The following is a 20,465-nucleotide window of genomic DNA, read 5'->3' on the forward strand; positions in this document are numbered from 1 at the left end:
CCGCGCACTTGACGACGAAGATGGCGGCGAGGAAGCGCAGCGATACCTCGGCTTCAAGATTGAGGTGGAGGGCGCCGTGACCAGCAGAGAGAATTTGCGGCGTGAGCATCGCCAGAGGGATGAGCAGAAGACCGCCCAATATCGGCCGGCAAATCGAGGGTATCGGCAGTTTGCGTGTAGCTGCTTCCATCTCCGCAACAGCCCGCATCAGCAGTATACCAGCGCCAGCGGCACAGGCCCCAAGACCGGCGTAGAGAAGGTAGTGGAACGTCTCGATCTGTTCGCCTGCATTAGCCGCAACCAGATACGGTTGAGCACCAAACGCCTGCGCCACAAGGACACTCGCCAGGCACGCCGCAGCGACAGGTGCCAGCGCTGATATCGTATAGGCCCCGATTACGATCTCAAAGGCATAGAAGGCCCCAGCTAATGGAGCCCCGAATGCACCTGCGATGGCGGCGCCCGTTCCGGCGCCGACCAAGATGCGCAGATCGGACCTGCGTAACGCAAACCAGTTGCCGCTGAGCGAGGCGACGAGCCCTCCCAACTGCGCATACGCCGCCTCAAGCCCCACAGACGCACCGAAGCCGTTGGAAAGGATCGTTTGCCCGGAGATAACGAGGCTGTCGGACCATGACATGCGACCACCATGAAGGGCGTTCGCCTCTACAGCGTCGACCATCCGGCGCCGGCGAGCATGAGTAACCCAAGAGAAGAGTGCGAGGACGGCTCCACCAGCCGGCAGGGCAAGTAGAGCAAGGTAAGGGATCGTCGTGGCCGCACTCAGCCTTTCATCCGGCGACAAGGCATAAAGCAGATGCTGCATCGCCTGTGCGAGCGTACCCTGGACGACACTGAGCAATCCGGCTGCACTGCCGATCATGATGGCCAGCACGATGAGTGCAGCTTCGCTGGATCGAAAAGCTTTACGGAGCCACGATGGCGCCACCCGACCAGATCCAGGTGGACTAGCTGCGCTATCGATCAGTGGCGCTGAAGCCATGTCAGTCGGCGTCCTGCATCAAGGTTGCAAACAGGGCTGCGGCGAGAACGGCGCTCGAAAGCCACATCACAATCGACAGCGTCCAAGACGTCGCCAGTCCAGCTGCCGTGATTGTTGCAAGCAGTAGGACGATGAGAACGGGCATGGCTGCCCGCGAGTGGAAAAAACGCATGAAGCCGCCTACGCCTGCTACATCTGCGGTGCCACAACCTTCCGAGCCGCCCGGTACGCTTCCTCGCCACGGACGCCATTCAGTATCTTCGAACGCCTGCGGCTTGGCCATGCTGCCCATCAACAGTACCCGGCGATCAGTGCAGTGGCCAAGTCCACATCACTAGAGGCGTACCAACCAAGACCACCAGAACCGATAGTGGTGCGCCCAGCCGGGCGTAATCGCTGAAGCGGTAGCCCCCAGGACCAAAAACCAAGGTGTTACACTGATGCCCAATCGGCGTCAGGAAATCGCATCCTGCCCCGATAGCGGTCCCGATGAGGAAGGCTTCGGGGCGATATCCGAGGTCATGCGCGAACACCGCCGCGATTGGCGCCATCACCAAGACCGTCGCGGCATTGTTGAGAAACGGCGTCACAGCCATCGCCGCTACGAGGATCAGGGCGACCGCGCCCCATGGCGGCAAGGAGGCCGCCAGATGGGCAAGCGAGGTCGCGAGTACATCCGACGCGCCGGTGGTGCGCAGGGTTTCACTGACCGGAATGAGCGCGCCCAGCATGATGAGAATTGGCCATTCGACGCCATCATAGGCATCTCGCAGCGGTAGCGCTCCGGTCGCCATCATTAGACCGGCAGCGGCGAAGAAGGCGACGGCCACAGGCACATAGCCGGTCGCGGTTACGGTCATCGCCACCGCGAGGATGATAAGTGGTAGGAAGCGACGCTTCGAACTTCCCAGACGCAGGGCACGCTCTGCCAGCGGCAGCGTACCGAGGTCACGCATGCGTTCCGGCAAGAGTGTGAGGGGTCCTTGAAGAACAATGACATCGCCGGCGCGCAAGACGGTCTCGCTGAGCTGCTTGGTCAGCCGTTTGCCGGCGCGCGATACCGCGATGAGATTGACGCCATAGCGTTGCTGAAGCCGCAGTCGTCCAGCGGACTGGCGGACCAACACGGAGCCGGTGGTGATGACCGCCTCAATGACGCCAACCTCATCATCTTCGCTGCCTTCCGGTAGGTCACGATGCTGTCCGGCAAGTGCTAGGTGGTCACCCGCAATGACACGCTCAAGCGTATCCGGGTCACCGCCCAAGATCAGCGTGTCGCCGGCAGCCAGAAGGAACTCGGCCGTAATGCTCGTGCGCACATCGTCACGGACAACATTGGCGATCGTCACCTCATTATCATGACGGTCGATGAAGGACTCAACCGTTTCGCCGACAGCGGGCGATCCGTCTTGGATGGTCGCCTCAGTGACATAGTCCGTGATGTTTAGAGCTTCGCCCATGGTCGGCGCTGCGCGGCGTTCCCTGGGCAGGAGGCGGTAGCCGAAACGCAGGAAAATGAGGCCGACCACAAGCAGGCCCAGCCCCGTTGGCAGATAATCGAACATGCCGAACGGCTCACCGGTCATCTGCTCTCGTACTCTGCTGACAATAATATTCGGCGACGTACCAACGAGGGTCATCAACCCGCCAAGGAGCGAAGCGAACGACATCGGCATCAGGAACACCGAGGGGCTAGTGTCCGATTTCTTCGCCGTCTGCACGGCTGCCGGCATCAGCATAGCCAAGGCACCGACGTTCTTTACGAGCCCGGACGATACCCCGACTGCCGTAGTCAGCACCACGAGTTGCGACCGGACGCGTGTCACGCGCCGCGCCAGTATCCCGAGCGCGCTCTCGATTAGGCCGGAACGCTGCATTGCCGATGAGATCACCAGCGCCGATCCAACGATGATAACGATGTCATCGGAAAAGCCAGTAAATGCCGCTTTGGGCTTCACCAATCCCAGCGACAGCCCGGCAAGCAGGGCGATGATGGCCGTGACATCATAGCGAAATCGGCCCCAAAGAAAGAGGCCCATCATGCCAATCAGCAGGCCAATCGACATAAGTTGCGGCGTGGTCATGCAAGCAGAATCCGTAAAATGGCGATAGTCACGCCGGTTATTGCAGCCAAATCCCGACGAGTGCCGCCAAGACGGCAATCGCTAGGAAGCCGTTCACAGAGATCAGCAACCAAGCCGGCAGTCGCTGAGTGTCGGGCCGCGGTGGGGCGATAGGAATCATTTCACGCCAGACCGCTGCAACGAAGCAGAAGCCGCTGAACAGGATCAGGACGGTTGCGGTCGCACCGGCAAGCCAGCCGGGCACGATGTTCTCAAGCAATGCGCGGGCGCCAATTCCTGCGGCTAGAGCGGCAAGCCCGGTACGGACCCAGGCTGCGTAGGTGCGCTCCGCTGCCATGACTGTTCGATCGGCAGCAAGCTCCGTGCGCCGATCGGCGCTATCTGCTTGCTGCTTGGCGCTATGCTCCAACCGGTCCGCACCGTGAACGAATGGGCCGTTGAAATCACGGGTCAATGACAGTCGTTCGTTGGCCATGGATGATCAACGATACCCACACGCTTTCAGCACATCGAATGTTAAAAAGGATCATGCCGAATAAGTTATCGAGGTTAGCAGATCCCCCGCCTTCACAGGTGTCAAAACCGGCTGGTTGCGGCACGAAACCTTTCTCGAAAACGATCCAGACCGTGCGAAAACTCCAACCCCGAATGTAGCGTACTAATATAGCTGCGTGTCGGTTGCCAGGTGATTGGCTATCTTGCGTCGCAGCCATATCTGGCGACGTTATGTTTCGAGCATCACGTCTGTATCGGGGGCGGCGGTGAGTTTTCGCACGGTCTGGATCGAATTTCGGGAATGTCCGGGTTGGGCAGGAAAGCGGAACGGCGGCTTTCGGGAAGGTGCTGGCGATGGCCGACATTCTGTGGCGCTGCCTCCTTTTACAGGAGTATCTATCGTTACATTCACACGCTCGGCGGTCTGCTACGATCGAACTCCATTTTGAAGATTCCGTCAGACCTCAAAACATAGGTGCAATGATGCCAATCTTCCTGACTCTCTTTAAGCATGTCACGCCTTAGGGCGGATAGAGCATCATTGACGGATCGGTTCATGGTTCTCTCACCTTCCACCCCCTCAACAAGCTTACCGTTGCACACGACATCGTAGCGCCTCTGTATCCAGTCGTCATGAACTTCTGCCACGATCCATACTTCGGATACAGAAGTCGCTAGCATTGGAGCAATTGCGAGGGCGATGCTCTCCAGCTGACGGCTACTTTCCATTTCTGCATTTACCTCCGATGCCAGATTATATCAGCGTAATCGCTTTTGCGATCCATTTTACCGCGCTTGCCCATTGGCCGTAACTAGACAGCTTTACCAATCCCGAGCGCCCCGATTGCAACTCATGTCTGGAAAGTTCCCCATAATCCCACTGAACGAATGACTACTACCGGGACTCCGAATTACTAACCCGAGCGTCCGGGTGTGGGCGTGAACGGCCCTGCCGTTTTTAAGCGCCGACTAGCCCCGCCAGTGTCGGAAAACACATGATAGCCGACACCCCTGACCTGGGCCTTCGCCGAACCACACGCGCCTCGGCCCATAACGATCGACAAACCCTGTCGCTTTGATAAAGTGTGCGACAACATGCTTTTGATGGTTTGTCGTACATGCTCGTCGGATATATGCGGGTATCGTCGGCTGACGATCGCCAAACGGTCGATCTCCAGCGGGACGCGCTAGTCGCAGCCGGCGTCGATCATCGGAATCTCCATACCGACAAGGCATCCGGCGCGCGCGACGATCGACCGGGCCTGAAAGCCTGCCTCGACTATCTGAACGCGGGCGACACGCTGATCGTGTGGAAGCTCGACCGGCTCGGGCGCTCGCTGCCGCACCTGCTGACGATCGTCACCGACCTGAAGGCGCGCGGCATCGCGTTCCGGTCGCTGACCGAGCAGATGGATACGACCACGCCGCACGGCGAGTTGCTGTTCTCGCTGTTCGGCGCATTGGCGCAATATGAGCGTGCGCTGACTCGCGAACGGGTGATGGCGGGACTGGCCGCTGCCAAACGCCGGGGACGCCAGGGCGGTCGCCCGCCGATGATCGACGCCGAAACGCTCGAGCGGATCACCGCCGCGCTGGATGGTGGGGCGAGCAAGGCGTCCGTCTGCCGGACCTTCAAGGTGCCGCGCTCGACCCTGCTCGGAACGCTGTCGCGGATCGGCTGGACCGCACCGGCCAAAGTCTGATTCGATGCCGCGTCGCGCCGTCCAGTCGGATGAGCAACGCGCGGCGTTGCTTGCGCTTCCCGACGACGAAACCCTGCTCGTCCAGCACTGGACATTGAGCCAGGACGATCTGGCTGTCATCGTGCGCCGGAGACGGCCGCATAACCGGCTCGGTTTCGCGATCTAGCTTTGCGCGCTGCGCTATCCCGGCCGCCTGCTTCGCCCCGGGGAACTGATTCCCGATACCCCGCTCGCATTCGTTGCCGAGCAATTGCAGGTCGAACCCGATGTGCTGGCCGACTACGCGACGCGCGGCCCGACCCGGTACGAACAGCTCGATGCGCTGCGCGACGCGTTCGGTTTCACGCCGCTCAGTCGGCCGCTGCGAACAACATTGCAGGAATGGCTCCTGCCGATCGCGCTAACGACCACCAGCGGGCCCCGGCTCGCGCGGGTGCTGCTGGATGAGTGCCGGCGACGGCGCATCATTGTGCCGGGCATCAGTTCCGTCGAGCGGATGGTCGCCCAGGCGTTGCTCGATGCCGAACGCCATGTTGCCGAGCATCTCACCCGAGGACTGGACGCCGGGCAACGCCAACTGCTCGACGCCCTTCTTTTGCCTCATGCCGGCACGAACCAGAGCGATCTGGCCTGGGTGCGGCAACCACCCGGCAAGCCGGGCCGCAAGACGTTTGCCGCCATCATCGAGCGATTGACACTGCTTCGAGCGATCGGGATCGATCCCGATATCGCCGCAGGCGTACATCCCGAACGCCTGCGACGCCTGTGCCAGGAGGGTGCGCGGCTGACCGCGCAGCACGTTCGGACGCTGCAAGCGACACGGCGTCGCGCCACATTGGTGGCGACCATACTTGAAACCATAGTGACGCTCACCGACGATGCGGTGCTGATGTTCGATCGCCTGCTGGGCCAGATGTTCCGGCGCGAGCAGAACAGCGCGGACACGGCGCTCAAGCGTGACCGACGTACCATCAACGGCAAAATCCGGTTGCTCGCCCGGCTCGGCGATGCCCTGCTTGCCGCCAGGGTGTCGGGTGGCGACATCGCCGCTGCGGTCGAAGCAACGATCGGATGGGACGATCTCGGCCGCGAGGTCGATGAAGCCCGCAAGCTGATCCGTCCCGATGCCGTCGATCCCGTCACGATCGCCGCCACCAATTACCCCGTCCTCAGACAGGTCGGTCCCTCGTTCGTCGCCTCGTTCACATTCGGGGCGGTGCCAGCCTGCCATGCGCTCGCGCGAGCGGTCGCGATCATGCGCGACCTTCATCTCGGCCGCCTACGAAAGATACCGACCGACGCGCCGGTCGGCTTCATCCGGCAGGCTTGGCGTCGGGGGATCGGCTCCGACATTCCGGATCGCAGGATCTATGAACTGTGCGTGCTGGTCGAGCTTCGCGACCGGCTTCGCGCTGGCGACATGTGGGTCGAGGGAAGCCGGCGATATCGTGCCGTCGAGCAGCAACTCATTTCCGGACGCGTATTCGCCACCATGCGCGCGGCTGGCCCATTGCCAATCCCGGCACCGGATACGGCCGGTGTCTGGCTGGCCGAACGACGCACCCGCCTTGCCCGTCGATTGGCCGAGGTCGAGCGAAAGGCGGAAACGGACGCGCTGGAAGACGTGCAACTCAGTCTCGGGAGGCTGCGGATTTCGCCGTTGAAGGCGGTCACGCCCGAGGAAGCCGATACCGCGCTTGCGCCACTCTATGCCCATCTACCCACGATCCGCATCACCGACCTCCTTGCCGAAGTCGATCGATGGACTGGGTTCAGCCAGTGCTTCACGCATCTGCAAAATGGGCTTGTCGCCGATGAACCACGCGCGATCCTGACAGCGGTACTCGCCGATGCCACCAACCTGGGCCACACGCGCATGGCGGAAGCCTGCAATTTTGTGACCCAGCGCCAGCTCGGCTGGCTCGCCTCATGGCATCTGCGCGAGGAGACCTACGGCCGCGCTCTCGCCCGGCTGGTCGATGCCCAGCACACCGCACCGCTCGCCGCCCTGTTCGGGTCCGGCACCTCATCCAGCTCGGACGGTCAGAACTTCCCGCTCGACCGACGCGCCCAGGCAACCGGCGCGGTCAATCCGCACAAGGGGACGGAGCCGGCCATCTCCTTCTACAGTCATATCTCGGATCGCTACGCGCCGTTCCATTCCACCGTTATCTCGGCTTCCGCGAGCGAGGCGGCGCAAGTGCTCGACGGGCTGCTCCACCACGGCGCCGATCTGCACATCGAAGAGCATCACGTCGATGGCGGGGGCGTCTCCGACCATGTGTTCGCGCTATGCCATCTGCTCGGATTCCGGTTCGCGCCGCGCATCCCAAACATCGCCGCACGCCGCTTGCACTTGTTCGACGGCATCGAACCCGGCCCCGATATCGCGCCGCTGGTTGCGGGCAGGATAGACGAAGGTCTGATCGCCGCGCACTGGGACGACGTGTTGCGATTGGGAACCTCGATCCGCACCGGCGTCGTCAGCGCATCGATCATGCTCGAACGGCTCGGCGCCTACCCGCGCGCCAACGGCTTGGCACTGGCATTGCGCGAGATCGGTCGCGTCGAACGCACGCTGTTCACGCTCGACTGGATCGAACAGCCCGAACAGCGTCGCCGCGCCACCCGCGAACTCAATAAGGGAGAAGCAGAAAATGCACTGAAACGCGCCATTTTCTTCCACCGCATCGGCCGTATCCGCGATCACGCGCTGCAAGCCCAGAGCCATCGTGCGAGCGCGCTTAATCTCGTCGCCGGTGCCATAGTCCTGTGGAACACGACCTACTTGCAAGCCGCCCGGATGCATCTCGCCAACCTTGGCCGACCGGTCCCGCCGGACTTGCTCCAACACCTATCGCCGCTCGGCTGGCAGCACATCAACCTCACCGGGGATTACCTCTGGACCGATCCCGATGCGCCGTCCACCGCGCTCAGGCCGCTCCGCCTCATGCGCGCCGTCGAAGGTCTGGCAAAACCTTAGCGTATATCTGGGTCCGTTCTATGTACCGACCCCAAACCGGATCGTACCCGAAAGCACGAACCGTCACCGGCTCATCCCCCGATCCCGGTCGCGCCCACGATCGAGCGACGACGACAGCGCATCGCCGATCGACCGCTCGCTTTCCTGCTTCAGCGCCAGGTCGGGTGCATGGCGACGCAGTGCGGATTCGAGCTGCGGGTCACGGTGCAGCCCGCCCGCCGCCTTCTCCATCCGCTCGCGCAACCGCTCGGCACCGGCACTGTCGCCGGCCCGCTCCATGCCTGCCCGCGCCTGCTGCATTTTCTGCCAGCCTTCCACGAACCGCTCGGCACGCGCGTCCGGGTCTAGCCGCACACGCTTCTCGTCGGCCATCGCGCGTGCCGCGCCAACTGTATTGCCGCCCGACACCTGCTCGATAAGCTTCGGATCACGCGCAAGCGCCGATGCAAGGTCGCGCGCGGCATGGGGACGGGTCGCGTCCAGCCTCTCGCCAGCCTTCTGCAAAGCGCTCTCCTGATGCGGCAGCACGGGCAGACCCTTGTTGCGCATCCGGCCGATATCGCCCGCGGCACGTGCATAGCGTTCGATCGCCTTGGCCTGAGAGACGTCCAAGGTGGTGTTAATCGGACCCCCCTGGCTGCGATCACGGGCGGTGTTAATCGGACCCCCCTGCCCGTGATCGCGGGCAGTGTTAATCGCCCCCTCTTTCGCGACAGCCGGCTTTGGCCGGAAACCGGCAAACATGCCCTTGGCCTTGTCGCGCACCTTCTCGACCATCTGGCGTGCGAGTTCCGGGAACCGGATCTCGCGCCGATCGGCGAACGCCCGCGCCTGATCCTGCTCGGGCTTAGCGTAATCGCCCGCCATGTCCTTGCCGCGTTCGCGCGACAGAGCGCGAACAAGCTGGCGCTGGTCGGTGAAGTCGTCGCGGCCATAGTGAAGCTGCACGTCGTCGCGGTGCCGCGACATGCCGACATAGGCGCTGTGGCGGTCCATGCCCGGAGTGGCGAGGACATGGGCGCGATCGACCGTCACGCCTTGGGATTTGTGGAACGTCGCCGCATAGCCGTGATCGACATGGGCATAATCCTTGGTGTCGAACGCGACCCCGCGCCCGTCATCGAGGCGCACCGCCATGCCCTCGGGCGATACCCGCTCGATCGTCGCCAGCGTGCCGTTCTTGACCCCCATGCCGCGCTCGTTGCGAAGGAACATGATGCGGTCGCCGGTCGCGAACTGCCGCTCGCCGCGCTCGGCCTTCACCGTCACGTCATCGCCAAGGTCGCCGCTCGCGCGCAACCGGTCGCGCGCCTCGCCATTGAGGCTCTGCACCTCGGCGTTGGTGTGGGTGAGGATGATGCGGCTCTTGCCCGGCTCGGTCTGGCGCGCGCGATCCCAACCATCGACCAGCGCGCCCCGCGCCGCCTCGCGCGTGTCGGCCGCGTGGACCGTGCCCTTGCCGTCATAGGCGTGGATCGCCTCGCCGGTGCGCCCGGTCGCCAGCGCACGTGTGGCGTCGCGCTGCCAGTCCTCGCGCTGCCGGCGTATCTCGGTGATCTCGGCCGCGCCGTGCCGCTCGGTGACGCTGCGGAACGCCGCGCCCGCCTCGATCGCCTGCAACTGCTCAGGATCGCCGACCATCACGACCTTGGCCCCAGCATCGCGTGCCTGGGACAGCACCCGCTCCATCTGGCGCGAGCCGATCATGCCAGCCTCGTCCACTACCAGCACGTCCTTGGGGCCTAGCTGCTCGCGGCCCTGCCCCCATGCGTGTTCCAGGCTAGCGATGGTGCGGGACTGGATGCCCGATCCGCCCTCAAGGTTCTCGGCCGCAATGCCCGACAACGCCGCGCCGCGAACCGTGTAACCCTGCCCCTCCCATGCCTCGCGCGCCACGCCAAGCATCGCCGACTTGCCGCTGCCGGCATAGCCGACGACGGACGCCAGCCCCGCGTCGCCGGTCACATGATCGAAGGCGTCGCGCTGCTCGCCCGACAGGACAAGGCCACGCCCCTCGGCCGCGCCGATCGCGACGTCACGATGCCGATCGGCGACGCCATGCTCGCCCCGGCCCGCCAGATCGTCGCCGGCACGCTCAAGCCGGTTCTCCACCGCAATCATGTCGCGCGACGTGAACCGCTCCTGGTCGCGTCCATCCTTCCCCAATGCGACCAGCTCAGGGCTGGCGCGCACCGCCCCCATCACCTGGTCGAACTGCTCCTTGCCGTCGCTGTGCCGGAACGCGAACGTCGCAAGGTCACGGACGGTGAACGTGGCCTGCTGCCGCGTGAGGGCGTCCAGCGCGACATTGGGATCGGCGATGATCTTCTCGCCGTTCTCACGAGCGATGCGCGTGTGATCCTCGATCCGCTCCGCCTCAAGCCCCTGCTCCGGACGACGCGATGCGGCCGGGCCGATCTTGTGCTGCGGCTCCAGCCCGATCCCCTGCGCCTCGTAACTGCGGTGGTCGATGCGACCCTCAATCCCCAGCTCGGCCATGCGCTCGTTAACGTGAGCGCTCCACGCCTCGCGCCAGTCCTTCAAAAGCTCGGTCGAGTTCCAGTCGCGGTTCTTCTTCCCGAACCCCTCCAGCCCCACGTCGCGCATCGCAAGCATGACATGCGCGTGCGGCTTGGGCGTGCCGTCCTTCGCCTTGTCCCAATGCACGTTCAGATCAGCGACCATCCCGCGATCGACAAACTGCTTCTTCACGAAATCGCGTGCGAGCTGGACGCCCTGCTTCTCGTTCATCTCACGCGGAATCGAGAACTCCACCTCACGGGCAAGCTGCGCGTCCTTGCGCTTCTCGCCTGCCTCAACCTCGTTCCACAGCGTCGTGCGATCGTTTAAACGCTCTGGTGCGCCCTCCGGCAACATCACCTCGGAGTGAATCACGCCCGCCTTGTTGCTGAAGTCGTGATCGCGGTTCAACCGATCGTCGTGCAGCTCAGATGCGGAACGATAGGCGGCGCTCGCGACGGCGCTCGATCCGTTTGCGCGGCTCACAACTTTGGCGGAGAAATGATAGATCGCCATGACGCTCCGCACACTGCCCTACTTAGCGCACGTCGGCAACGACGTATAAGCGCGCACTCCCGATCTGCTGCGCATCTCCTGATTGACTTGGTGCCTGTGTTTGCCCTTTCCTGCTTTACCCTCATGCCGGGTGCGTTAAAGTGGTGGCATCAAGATGCGGAAGTGAGGCGATGCCGACATTAGGTTCACTGACGATGACCAGTGCGATCTACCTCGCTGCGGCACTTGCTGAAATCGCCGGCTGCTTTGCTTTCTGGGCATGGATGAAGCTTGGGCGATCGGCGTGGTGGATTGCGCCGGGGACGGTCTCGCTGGCGCTATTCGCCTTCTTGTTGACCCGCGTCGATTCTGATGCGGCCGGGCGGGCGTATGCTGCCTATGGCGGCGTCTATATCCTCTCGTCTTTGTTGTGGCTGTGGCTGGTTGAGCATCGTGCGCCCGATCGGTGGGATATGATCGGTGCAACCATGTGCATCGTTGGGGCGGGTGTAATCCTGCTCGCGCCGCGATCCGCTTTGTGAGGAAAAAGGTATGAGGAAGGTTCGCGATTACGATGCTGAGCTAAAGGCGCTGAACGACAAGGCCCGCTCGCTCAAGGCGAAGCGGGTTGAACAGCTAGGCCAGCTCGTCGCTGCCACTGGTGCCGATGCGCTTGATGCGGAAACCCTAGCCGGCGTGCTGCTCGATGCGATCGGATCAAAGGACGCCAGCGCGAAGGAGGCATGGCGCGCAAAGGGCGCGGCCTTCTTTCAACGGCGCGGGCGCAAAGGTGGCGGCGCTGCTGCGATCGACGGATCGGGCGCTGCGACTGAATCGGGCGGCGACGCTGCGGGCGGAAGCGGCGGAACGGCGAACGGATAGCAGGGGCTGGGTCGTGCAACGTCGCGAACGAACACGCCACCTGATTGAGCTAGGCGGCCTCGTCCAAAAAGCGGGCCTGGTCGAGCTGACCGACGACGATCGTGCCACCCTTTACGGCGCGCTGCTCGATCTTGCCGGGCGTGGTCGTCACGACGATTCTGGCGACATACTGGCGCTATGGAAAAGACGCGGAAAACGCGCGTTCGACGCAGAGGCGGAAGGGAGCGAGGCGCAATGAGCGATTTCGATATCGAGACGATCCGCTGCCAGGTCCGCGCGATGGATTTCGTGCGCGGCACGCCAACGGAAATCGCGATGTGGCACGAAGACATGGCGGACTCGCGCGCCAACCTGGTCATCGAGGACATGATCCCGACGCCTAACGACGATGCGTTTTTCACAATGATGCTGGATGAGGGTGTACCCCCTCCCCTCGTCTCGCAAATCCTGCTTCGGCTGCTCGATCATCCCGACGCCGATCGGTCTCTGCCGATCACGCCGATGGCGGCGCACTGATGCCCAGGCGACGGATCAGCCCGCTTCTCGCCGTCTTCGTCGCCTTTGTGGTGCTGATGGCGAGCAATGCCTGGCTCAAGAGCATCTTCGGTTATGGCGAGATAGCGACCGACATTCCGTTCCTGCTGGCCGGCGCGATCCTGTTCCTGGCGTGGCGCTTCAACCGGCGTGCCGCCAACCAGCGCAATGATCTGCTCGGCTCCGCCCGTTTTGGCGACCGTGCTGACGTGCGGAAGCTGGAAGCGAACGGGGATCTTCTGATCGGCCGCTCGGCGAGGTCGGGGAAGCTGCTGCACTACGACGGCGCGGCGCATTTGCTGACGATGGCACCCACCCGCTCAGGTAAGGGTGTCGGTACGATTATCCCCAACCTGCTGCTGCTCGATCGCTCGGTGATCTGCATCGACCCCAAGGGCGAGAACGCTCGCGTCACCGCCCGTGCGCGTGCCGCCAAGGGCAAGGTCTGGTGCCTCGATCCGTTCGGCGTGTCGGGTCAGCCCCCTGCCCGCTACAATCCGCTCGACCGGCTCGATCCCGCCAGCCTCGATCTCGCGGAAGATGCCAACACCCTCGCCGACGCGCTGGTGCATGACGCGCCGGGACAATCGGGCGAAGCGCACTGGAACGAGGAAGCCAAGGCGCTGATCGCCGGGCTGATTCTGCACACCGTCGTCCACGAACCCGCCGATCGCCGCGTGCTGGCAACGATACGCGACAAGCTGACGCTCGCCCCTGCTGGCTTCGCCGCGTTGCTGGCCGATATGCAGGACAGCGCCGGGGCCGGTGGCCTGATAGCGCGCGCGGCCAACCGCCAGCTCGGCAAGTCCGATCGCGAAGCCGCTGGCGTGCTATCCTCGGCGCAGCGCCACACCCACTTTCTTGACAGCCCGCGCATTGTCGCCAGCACCGCCGCGTCCGATTTCACCTTCGCGGGATTGAAGGACACAACCGCCACCGTGTTCCTGTGCCTGCCGCCTGATCGGCTCGATACCTATGCCCGATGGCTGCGGCTGCTGGTGAGCCAGGCCGTCACCGACATGGCGCGCTCCACCGCCCGCCCTGCCCGGCCCGTGCTGTTCCTGCTCGATGAGTTCGCCGCGCTCGGCCGCCTTGAACCGGTCGAGCGCGCGATGGGGCTGATGGCGGGCTACGGCCTTCAGCTCTGGCCGATCCTTCAGGACATGCATCAGCTCAAAGCCACCTATGGCGAACGCGCCGGCACGTTCATGTCCAACGCCGGCGTGATCCAGACGTTCGGGGTCAACGATCATGCGACCGCCGACATGCTCTCGCGCACGATCGGCGACACGACGATCGAATACGATACCGTCAGCACGTCACGCGGTACGGGCTGGGGCGAAAATCGCGCCGGGCCTTCGGAGAGCGTCAGCGGGCACGTTTCGGCCCGCCGGCTCGCCACGCCAGACGAAATCATGCGGATGCGGCCCGATCAACTCCTGCTGCTGCGCCAGGGTGAACACCCGCTCGCGGTCGAGAAAATCCGTTATTACGATCAACGCGAGTTCGTCGGCCTGTTTGATCCGGCCTGATTCAAGCCCGGTGGGGCCAATCGCGGCGCTCAACGCCCCGAACAGCCTGAAAGCCTGCTCCCTGCGCTCACAACGCCTCTAAGCGACTATAGCGAGCGGTTCCATCGCCACTTGCCTCACTTCTTTCTCGCCTAGCTAGCGGCGCTTGCGCCGCTTCTGTGACGCCGAAGGCGGCACGAAAGGAAAGAGCATCGGCCGTTAGGCCGATTCCATAAGCCGTCCTTTGGTTCGTCGAACGGTGCAGTGACATTAAGTGATTCTGTTAAATAGGAATCTTAAAAAGGTTAAGGGTCAAAAAGACCCTAGTTTCTGCCCTGTTTTCAGTACCTTACCGATATAGGCGGTGGGTGAAACCCCGTGATTCGGTGTGTGAAACCCCGATAGTGCGGTGGGTGATCCCCCGACGAAAAGGTGTGTGAAACCCCGACTCTGGCATGGCTTGAACGGCTCTTCCGTGCCAGTTATCCACAGCGCGAACGCTGCATGACGCTGGCCGGAGCTTGCCCGACTCTGCCCGGCAAACCAGCAGGTGTGTGAAACCCCGATAGTTGTGGGCTTTGGTGGGTGAAACCCCGATAGTTAGCGACGGCCGGCCAGCCGGTCCATTCGGGCGTCCACCTCTTCCGTACGCCGACGATCGGCGTCAAGGCGGGCTCGCCGCTCCTCCTCCACGCGCATCTTCTCGGCCAGTGCTAATGCTTCGGCCTCACCGCGGAGCCTGAACAGCACAGCCGGGCTTTTGTCGGTCGTTTCAGCTGCGTCCATCGTATAATCAGGCAGCTGGTCAGCCTCGATCACGCGCCGAAGCATCCGATTGAACTCTTTGGGCTGGGCATCACTGCCTGTCTTGTCGCGAAGCACCTCGACCCGGCACAACCACCCCCCGCGCTGCGTGCCTGCATGTTTGCGCGCGATGCGATACAGCGCCCGCTCTAAACCTCCGGACAGGAGGAAATAGTCAGGGTGCATGGTGAGCAACGACTTCTCGTTGACGATCCCCTCATAAACCCAATCCGAAAGGGTCAGCGTCATGCCCCGTGGCTGCTCGGTCTCGGCGTCGGTGTCGAAGGTCCAGCTATCGAGCCAGTTGAAGCCGGCCTTCTGCCGGCGCTTGGTCGCGCGGATTGAGGTGGTGATGGAGGTCGTCTGGAGCCTAAGCAGCGCCGCCTGCAACTCTTGATAATCCCTGCCGCCAGTGCCGCGTTTGATAGCTCGCAACAGGTCATAAGGCGTCGTGGTCAGCGTGCGCGGCAAGTCGTTCAAGCCCTGCTGCTTCATGCGATTAAGGGTAGATGCCGCCCATATCAGAATGTCGGCATCCCAAATCGTCGCCATTCCGTAGTCGGGGATCGCCTGCACGCGCACCCACGCCTCGCCATCGGGGCTGCGATACTCGATGGGCTTGAGGCGCTTGCGCTTCTGCAACGAGAAAAACGGACGCTCCATAACTTCCCGCTGGTCCTTGAGCGGGAGGTCCCCAAGCGCCGGGATGAACAGGTCGAACTCGGGATTGGGATCACGCCGCTTGCTCACGGGGCGAACCTAGTGTGGCCCCGCTTGACCAAATACTGGCGGAGCAAGCGCTCGGTGATGACGGTGAGGGGTTCCCCGCCCTCCTCCACGCTGAGCTGGCGAAGCGCGCGGTGCATGTCCTCGGGAATGTGGATCAGCACCGGCTTCTTGCCCGGGTGGCTGCTGCGCCGTTCCGGCGCTGGCGATGCTGGCGTGTCGGCCGAACGCCGCGATCGGCGTGGCGCTGCCGCCCGCTGCGGCTCGGGTGCTGACTGAGGAGCGAGAGCGGGATTCGGCGCTAGTTCCTCGACCTCCTCATCGAAGATGCCGGCAAGCGCGGAAGGCTTCTTCGCCATTATGCCGCCTCGCTTACTGGCTTAGTCGTAAAGCCGCTTAGTCGCTTAGCTTCGTCATAGGCTGCGCGCAGTTCTGCCGCCGCCTTGCTGTCCGGTTCCGTTTCCGCTGCGGTACGTCCAAGCGGCGTCGCCTTGTAGAAGTCCTTGCGGAAGTGAAGGCGGCTGTCGAACATCGTCACGCCCTTGGCCGCGAACCCGGCATGGGCCTCCTGCCCCTCCCCGCCCTGGTGCGGAACCTGGGTCAGAATGACGGCGAAGGGAGTGCCGGCCTGCTGCACTTGCTTGACGGTCTGCAACACCGAATGAACGTCCAGCCCGCGCGGCGCGACGGGGATGATGACGAAATCTGCCTGCTCGGCCGCAAGCATCGCAATATCTTTGGAGTTCGCCGGCGTGTCGATGATGATAAGGTCGATCTTGCCGCTACCGCGTCCGCGCGAGACGTGAAGCGGCAGGCCGGCGACGCTGCTGTCCTTCACCGTCACGTCGTCGTCGTCGCGACGCTCCGACCAGTAGAGCGCTGATCCCTGACGATCGTCGGCATCCAAGATCACGACTGACGCGCCTTCGCGCGCGGCTTCGACGGCAAACCCTGTAGAAAGGGTGGTCTTGGATTGACCGCCTTTTTGCGCGATCACGGCCCATACTTTCATCGCTGCTACCCCTACTAATCGGCTGAGCTACTTATGCCGCTTAACCGCTTAGTCGTAAATAGCATTAATCGCTTAGCCTAACCTCACTAACTTGGCCCCTCGATCGGTCATAGCGGGGCGTCTGAAGTTCCAGCATGCAAATGATATTGACCCTACATCCCCAAGGTACGCGCTTAGGTTTGAACATCTGCGTTGGCGGCTTTTGGCTGGCATAGCACCGCCGGTATCACGCACGACACTCTCTCCTCGCGAGGCGCTTGAAACAGCGTACACACTTCATCGCGTGACGTACCGCGCGACCGATCGGCGATGAGATTTCCTTGATATGGTCCGGTGTTCTTGAACACCTTGAAACCCTTGTTTTCCTTAATTCCCTTGATGACCTTGATGGGTGCGTTTTGACATGCTAAGGCCGCATTATGTTAGACTCGGGAACTGTAGCTATGGACGACAGTGAGGCCGAAAAGCGGGTTCGTGGAAAGGGGCGGGGAAGCAACTTTTTCGCGCTCGGGCATGAGGTTAAGGATCAGCTCTGGTCGATGCCGACGACCAATCGGCTTAATCTGGTGATCGCTTATCTTGTTCTCTTGGCCGGCACGGGTAGCGATCATCGCCTCACTAAATGGTCAGCTAAGGCGTGTGAGGAATATACGGGGCTGGGGAAGCCGCGGGCCAAGCACGCTATAGGCGAGCTCGTGGCCTCGGGTCTCGTCAAGCGCACTGACGCTTCCTCACGAATGATGCCGCAATACGAACTGCCGCCACTGGCAATTGACGCAGAGCCAGTCTTTCTACCGGTTGCTCTAGTTACAGGCTTATCGGGCGAAGCCTCCATGCTCCGACGCGTTCGCGAGACTGGCGACGCAATGGCACTTAGGATGCTGATCGATCTTTACGGGCTGATCTCTCTCGATGCTACTCACGGCATACCGCTCGAACACCTCCGAGGCGGCCTTAGTCAAAACGATGAGCCTAACGCGCGGAAGCTGGCTGACGTTGGCGCGCATGGCGTATGGGGTATTACGCGGGGCAGCTATCGCGGTGGAGGTGGAGAGTGGGCGTCTTTCCACCGCGCGAAGGCCAAGGACAGTTCCGTTGCCTGGAAGCCGTTCTGGGAAAGGCTCGATCTGCTTAAGCAAATCGGAGCAGTCTGGTATGAGCCCTGGCTATTTGACAGCGCCGCGACCGATGCCGAACCTATCATTCCGCTCGATCCGTCCGGTTATTACCCGGTTGCGGAACCAGACGACGAAGCCCGGCTAACACGATCGGCGCTGGATGCGGCGCGAACGCTAGTTGGTGAGGAACGCGAGTATCTGTTTGAGCGTGCCGACTTCTACGTTCCCCTGACGTTGCATCGGCAAACGCCAGCTTATCGAGAGGTTGCTCGACTGCGGGTTGAAGCGGACACACCTGGTCGTCGGCTGTCGTGGAAGAGGCGGCGCATCATCATCGAACAATATCAGCAAGCATTCGACCAGCTCCGTCACGATGCTCTAGAGGGGCGGTTTGATCGGCCAATGCGACTCGGTTCTACGCTGGAACCTGCACTGTGATCCAGGTAGCGGTCGATGCTGCCGGCTTCGCTGGCGCGTGCGGCGGGATTGCCGCGATCATCGGCGCGACTGCTACGCTCGTTTGGGCATGCCGGCGTGATCCCAAGAGCGGCGAGCGAACCATTGCGCGTTTGCCGCCACCTGCTGAGTAGATCCGTGCCAGGGCAAATTACGCGGTCTCAAGAGAGGTAGGTTGAGGACCCACATTAACGCAAGCGCGATGAAATCGCTTAATCGCTTAATCGCTTAATCGCTTAGCACTAATGATATTACTGAATCAAAGTGGTTTCTGCTTTCGTTTCGCTCCCGGCTGACTCATAGAATGGTATGCCAATCGCGCGCGAACATCGCTGGCTATATCCGATCGATTGGCGCGAGTTGTCCGCCCTTATTCGCTTCGGTCGCGCCAAGGGTCGCTGCGAGCATTGTCAGCGTCCGCACGGTTGCGACGTGCTACATCTCGGCAACGGCGTGTGGTGGGACGAAGATGCGCGCCGTTGGCGGGATGGGCAGGGCAGGAGAGTTCGCCGCCTAGCCAGTCCTGCGGACCTTGCCTTAGTGCAACCGGGGTTCGTCGGCATCGCTCCGCCTAGCGCACTACATGTTACGCGCGTAATCCTCGCCAGCGCGCATCTGAACCATGATCCTGGCGACAACAGGCCGCACAATCTCGCCGCGCTTTGTCAGCGGTGCCACATGCGTCATGATGCGAGCGAACATCGCCGACGCCGCTGGCTCAATGCCTTTCGCCTGCGTGCGATCGGTGACCTATTCGCCTGATCAAGATTTCGCCCGCGGGGCTCGATTTCAAGATAGGTGGGCAAAACAGACAACGCGACGGTATGATCAGGGACTTCGCTCTCACTAAGGCTTCCGCAACCTGTCCACGTCATGGTCTGCTTAGAAGCCCACATCCGGCATTCTCCCGATGCCAGGTTGAATATCGCGAGAAGGTCCACTAGTTAGATCGTATAAAGCGAATTGAAATTAGCGATTTGAGAGGTGGGAAGCGCCGCCCCACACACCAGACTCTTTGGGGTAAGGTAGAGGCTTCGGCCGAGAGATCACGGTTGGCAACGTGCTCAAATCGCTTTGGGGAGGGCTCACGCTCTCCCCTTTTTCGTTATAACGCCACCACACGACCCGCCTTCACGCGACTGGTGAACTGATACGCCTTTAAGCCATAAGCGCTCTTTACCTGATAGGTGCCGCCGGGTGACAAGCTGAAGCCGATCGCAACCATCGCAAAAGAGCCGACTGCTGTTTGCAGCGCGTCCAGCAAGTAAAAAGCGTGCGGGTGCTTGGGGTCTTGGCCGATGAACGCTGGATTGGCGATTAGACCAGGAAGGGCGGCCATTATGTCCGCGTACTCCAATGGATGATCGATCGCGATATGAGCATGCGCTGCTTTGCTCACCGTGACCGAGCCGGGCACGAGGTTAGTTCCCAGCCGGGCGTTGATGCGTCCGACAGGCAGCGGCCCAAGCGTTAAACCAGGGTAGTGGGGTGGAGCTGCGGCCATGCCTTAGCTTGCCTGCATGCTCAGCAAAACTGCGTCGGCCGTTTCCTGACGCGCTCTATAATCGCGTAACACGCGCTGCACTGTCGAGCGCGATACGCGGAACAGGCTCGCGAGCTGGGCGGGGGAGCCCTGGCCGGATTCCACCTTGGCGATGATCTCAGCGCGCTGCGGCCCTGTTAGGCTTGGCCGGCGTCCAAGGCGCCGCCCGGCGCTGCGCGCGTGCGCCAGCCCGTTCATGGTCCGCTCGCGGATCATGGCGCGCTCGAACTCGGCGAACGCGCCAAGCATCTGCGTCATCAGCCGGCCGGGTGCGGTGGTGGTGTCAATCGCCTCGGTCAGCGACCGGAAACCCGCACCGGCTGCGGTGATCGCTTCCAGCGTGAACAAAAGGTCGCGGAGGGATCGGGACAGCCGGTCGAGTTTCCACACCACCAGTACGTCGCCGGCCTCCAACGCACCGATCGCGCGCGCCAGCTCGCGGCGGTCGGCCTGCCCACCCGATGCCTCCTCGCTATAGATCGCATCGCACCCAGCATCGCGGAGCGCGCGAAGCTGCGGGTCTATGTCCTGGGAGTCACCTCGGGACACGCGGGCATAGCCGATTTCCATGCATTTATTCTGGCACGGGGTTGTGA

General features: G+C 62.5%; 17 protein-coding genes and 1 pseudogene. 8 read left to right on the forward strand and 10 right to left on the reverse strand.

Annotated features, from left to right (window positions below):
* The 4 genes from AC59GX_RS19850 to AC59GX_RS19865 all read right to left on the reverse strand — a co-directional run.
* The coding region (locus AC59GX_RS19850; RefSeq protein ID WP_497302435.1) for a chloride channel protein at window positions 1-949 on the reverse strand (949 nt) is incomplete at its 3' end.
* Between the two features lie 55 nt (window positions 950-1,004).
* Window positions 1,005-1,286: a hypothetical protein gene (locus AC59GX_RS19855; RefSeq protein ID WP_132833781.1), complete on the reverse strand. Its 282-nt coding sequence runs from the start codon at window positions 1,284-1,286 to the stop codon at window positions 1,005-1,007.
* Between the two features lie 25 nt (window positions 1,287-1,311).
* A complete protein-coding gene (locus AC59GX_RS19860; RefSeq protein ID WP_056019265.1) occupies window positions 1,312-3,087 on the reverse strand; it encodes an SLC13 family permease in 1,776 nt (591 codons plus the stop codon).
* 37 nt (window positions 3,088-3,124) lie between these two features.
* Window positions 3,125-3,562: a DUF202 domain-containing protein gene (locus AC59GX_RS19865; RefSeq protein WP_056019268.1), complete on the reverse strand. Its 438-nt coding sequence runs from the start codon at window positions 3,560-3,562 to the stop codon at window positions 3,125-3,127.
* A gap of 1,138 nt (window positions 3,563-4,700) precedes the next feature.
* On the opposite strand from AC59GX_RS19865, the gene AC59GX_RS19870 reads away from it, so the two are divergent.
* Window positions 4,701-5,285 (forward strand): recombinase family protein, encoded by a 585-nt coding sequence (locus AC59GX_RS19870; protein WP_037535053.1) that lies wholly within the window; start codon window positions 4,701-4,703, stop codon window positions 5,283-5,285.
* A gap of 4 nt (window positions 5,286-5,289) precedes the next feature.
* Window positions 5,290-8,268 (forward strand): annotated as a pseudogene (locus tag AC59GX_RS19875) (Tn3 family transposase).
* A 63-nt stretch (window positions 8,269-8,331) separates the two neighbouring features.
* On the opposite strand, the gene traA reads toward AC59GX_RS19875, so the two are convergent.
* Window positions 8,332-11,304, reverse strand: a complete 2,973-nt coding sequence (traA, locus tag AC59GX_RS19880; protein WP_056677703.1) for a Ti-type conjugative transfer relaxase TraA — start codon at window positions 11,302-11,304, stop codon at window positions 8,332-8,334.
* Between the two features lie 194 nt (window positions 11,305-11,498).
* On the opposite strand from traA, the gene AC59GX_RS19885 reads away from it, so the two are divergent.
* The 5 genes from AC59GX_RS19885 to AC59GX_RS19905 are packed head-to-tail and all read left to right on the forward strand — an operon-like array spanning window position 11,499 to window position 14,231.
* Window positions 11,499-11,825, forward strand: a complete 327-nt coding sequence (locus AC59GX_RS19885; protein WP_133032460.1) for a YnfA family protein — start codon at window positions 11,499-11,501, stop codon at window positions 11,823-11,825.
* A 10-nt stretch (window positions 11,826-11,835) separates the two neighbouring features.
* Window positions 11,836-12,165 (forward strand): conjugal transfer protein TraD, encoded by a 330-nt coding sequence (locus tag AC59GX_RS19890; protein ID WP_133032461.1) that lies wholly within the window; start codon window positions 11,836-11,838, stop codon window positions 12,163-12,165.
* Window positions 12,166-12,178: 13 nt separating this feature from the next.
* Window positions 12,179-12,403 (forward strand): conjugal transfer protein TraD, encoded by a 225-nt coding sequence (locus AC59GX_RS19895; protein ID WP_133032462.1) that lies wholly within the window; start codon window positions 12,179-12,181, stop codon window positions 12,401-12,403.
* Window positions 12,400-12,681, forward strand: coding sequence for a hypothetical protein (locus AC59GX_RS19900; protein WP_133032463.1), 282 nt, complete (start codon window positions 12,400-12,402; stop codon window positions 12,679-12,681). Before AC59GX_RS19895 ends, AC59GX_RS19900 begins: the two co-directional genes overlap by 4 nt.
* On the forward strand, window positions 12,681-14,231 hold the full coding sequence (locus AC59GX_RS19905; RefSeq protein WP_207893472.1) for a type IV secretory system conjugative DNA transfer family protein: 1,551 nt from the start codon (window positions 12,681-12,683) through the stop codon (window positions 14,229-14,231). Before AC59GX_RS19900 ends, AC59GX_RS19905 begins: the two co-directional genes overlap by 1 nt.
* A gap of 579 nt (window positions 14,232-14,810) precedes the next feature.
* Here the strand turns inward: AC59GX_RS19905 and AC59GX_RS19910 are convergent.
* Genes AC59GX_RS19910 through AC59GX_RS19920 form a run of 3 tightly spaced genes read right to left on the reverse strand, consistent with a single transcriptional unit; the run spans window position 14,811 to window position 16,752 of the window.
* Window positions 14,811-15,764, reverse strand: coding sequence for a replication initiator protein A (locus AC59GX_RS19910; protein ID WP_056421025.1), 954 nt, complete (start codon window positions 15,762-15,764; stop codon window positions 14,811-14,813).
* Entirely contained in the window at window positions 15,761-16,099 is a 339-nt protein-coding gene (locus tag AC59GX_RS19915) for a hypothetical protein (RefSeq protein WP_056421022.1), read from the reverse strand. The genes AC59GX_RS19910 and AC59GX_RS19915 overlap by 4 nt, the downstream gene beginning before the upstream one ends.
* Window positions 16,099-16,752 carry a nucleotide-binding protein gene (locus AC59GX_RS19920; protein WP_056421020.1) on the reverse strand — a complete coding sequence of 218 codons (654 nt, stop codon included), beginning with the start codon at window positions 16,750-16,752 and terminating at the stop codon, window positions 16,099-16,101. The genes AC59GX_RS19915 and AC59GX_RS19920 overlap by 1 nt, the downstream gene beginning before the upstream one ends.
* Window positions 16,753-17,195: 443 nt before the next feature.
* Between AC59GX_RS19920 and AC59GX_RS19925 the strand changes: the two genes are divergently transcribed.
* Entirely contained in the window at window positions 17,196-18,308 is a 1,113-nt protein-coding gene (locus AC59GX_RS19925) for a hypothetical protein (RefSeq protein WP_056421017.1), read from the forward strand.
* Between the two features lie 1,123 nt (window positions 18,309-19,431).
* Here the strand turns inward: AC59GX_RS19925 and AC59GX_RS19930 are convergent.
* The gene (locus AC59GX_RS19930) at window positions 19,432-19,830 is read right to left on the reverse strand and encodes a hypothetical protein (RefSeq protein ID WP_133032464.1); all 399 of its coding nucleotides are present in this window, start codon (window positions 19,828-19,830) and stop codon (window positions 19,432-19,434) included.
* Window positions 19,831-19,833: 3 nt separating this feature from the next.
* The gene (locus tag AC59GX_RS19935) at window positions 19,834-20,439 is read right to left on the reverse strand and encodes a recombinase family protein (RefSeq protein WP_056421012.1); all 606 of its coding nucleotides are present in this window, start codon (window positions 20,437-20,439) and stop codon (window positions 19,834-19,836) included.
* Window positions 20,440-20,465 lie beyond the last annotated feature (26 nt).

The organism is Sphingomonas sp. 320_CC (genome assembly GCF_059691795.1).

Excerpts from the sequence above, each read along its gene's own strand:
- AC59GX_RS19855 (WP_132833781.1), bottom strand. The coding sequence starts at position 1,286 with ATGGCCAAGCCGCAGGCGTTCGAAGATACTGAATGGCGTCCGTGGCGA.
- AC59GX_RS19860 (WP_056019265.1), bottom strand. The coding sequence starts at position 3,087 with ATGACCACGCCGCAACTTATGTCGATTGGCCTGCTGATTGGCATGATG.
- AC59GX_RS19865 (WP_056019268.1), bottom strand. The coding sequence starts at position 3,562 with ATGGCCAACGAACGACTGTCATTGACCCGTGATTTCAACGGCCCATTC.
- AC59GX_RS19870 (WP_037535053.1), top strand. The coding sequence starts at position 4,701 with ATGCTCGTCGGATATATGCGGGTATCGTCGGCTGACGATCGCCAAACG.
- traA (WP_056677703.1), bottom strand. The coding sequence starts at position 11,304 with ATGGCGATCTATCATTTCTCCGCCAAAGTTGTGAGCCGCGCAAACGGA.
- AC59GX_RS19885 (WP_133032460.1), top strand. The coding sequence starts at position 11,499 with ATGACCAGTGCGATCTACCTCGCTGCGGCACTTGCTGAAATCGCCGGC.
- AC59GX_RS19890 (WP_133032461.1), top strand. The coding sequence starts at position 11,836 with ATGAGGAAGGTTCGCGATTACGATGCTGAGCTAAAGGCGCTGAACGAC.
- AC59GX_RS19900 (WP_133032463.1), top strand. The coding sequence starts at position 12,400 with ATGAGCGATTTCGATATCGAGACGATCCGCTGCCAGGTCCGCGCGATG.
- AC59GX_RS19905 (WP_207893472.1), top strand. The coding sequence starts at position 12,681 with ATGCCCAGGCGACGGATCAGCCCGCTTCTCGCCGTCTTCGTCGCCTTT.
- AC59GX_RS19915 (WP_056421022.1), bottom strand. The coding sequence starts at position 16,099 with ATGGCGAAGAAGCCTTCCGCGCTTGCCGGCATCTTCGATGAGGAGGTC.
- AC59GX_RS19920 (WP_056421020.1), bottom strand. The coding sequence starts at position 16,752 with ATGAAAGTATGGGCCGTGATCGCGCAAAAAGGCGGTCAATCCAAGACC.
- AC59GX_RS19925 (WP_056421017.1), top strand. The coding sequence starts at position 17,196 with ATGGACGACAGTGAGGCCGAAAAGCGGGTTCGTGGAAAGGGGCGGGGA.
- AC59GX_RS19930 (WP_133032464.1), bottom strand. The coding sequence starts at position 19,830 with ATGGCCGCAGCTCCACCCCACTACCCTGGTTTAACGCTTGGGCCGCTG.
- AC59GX_RS19935 (WP_056421012.1), bottom strand. The coding sequence starts at position 20,439 with ATGGAAATCGGCTATGCCCGCGTGTCCCGAGGTGACTCCCAGGACATA.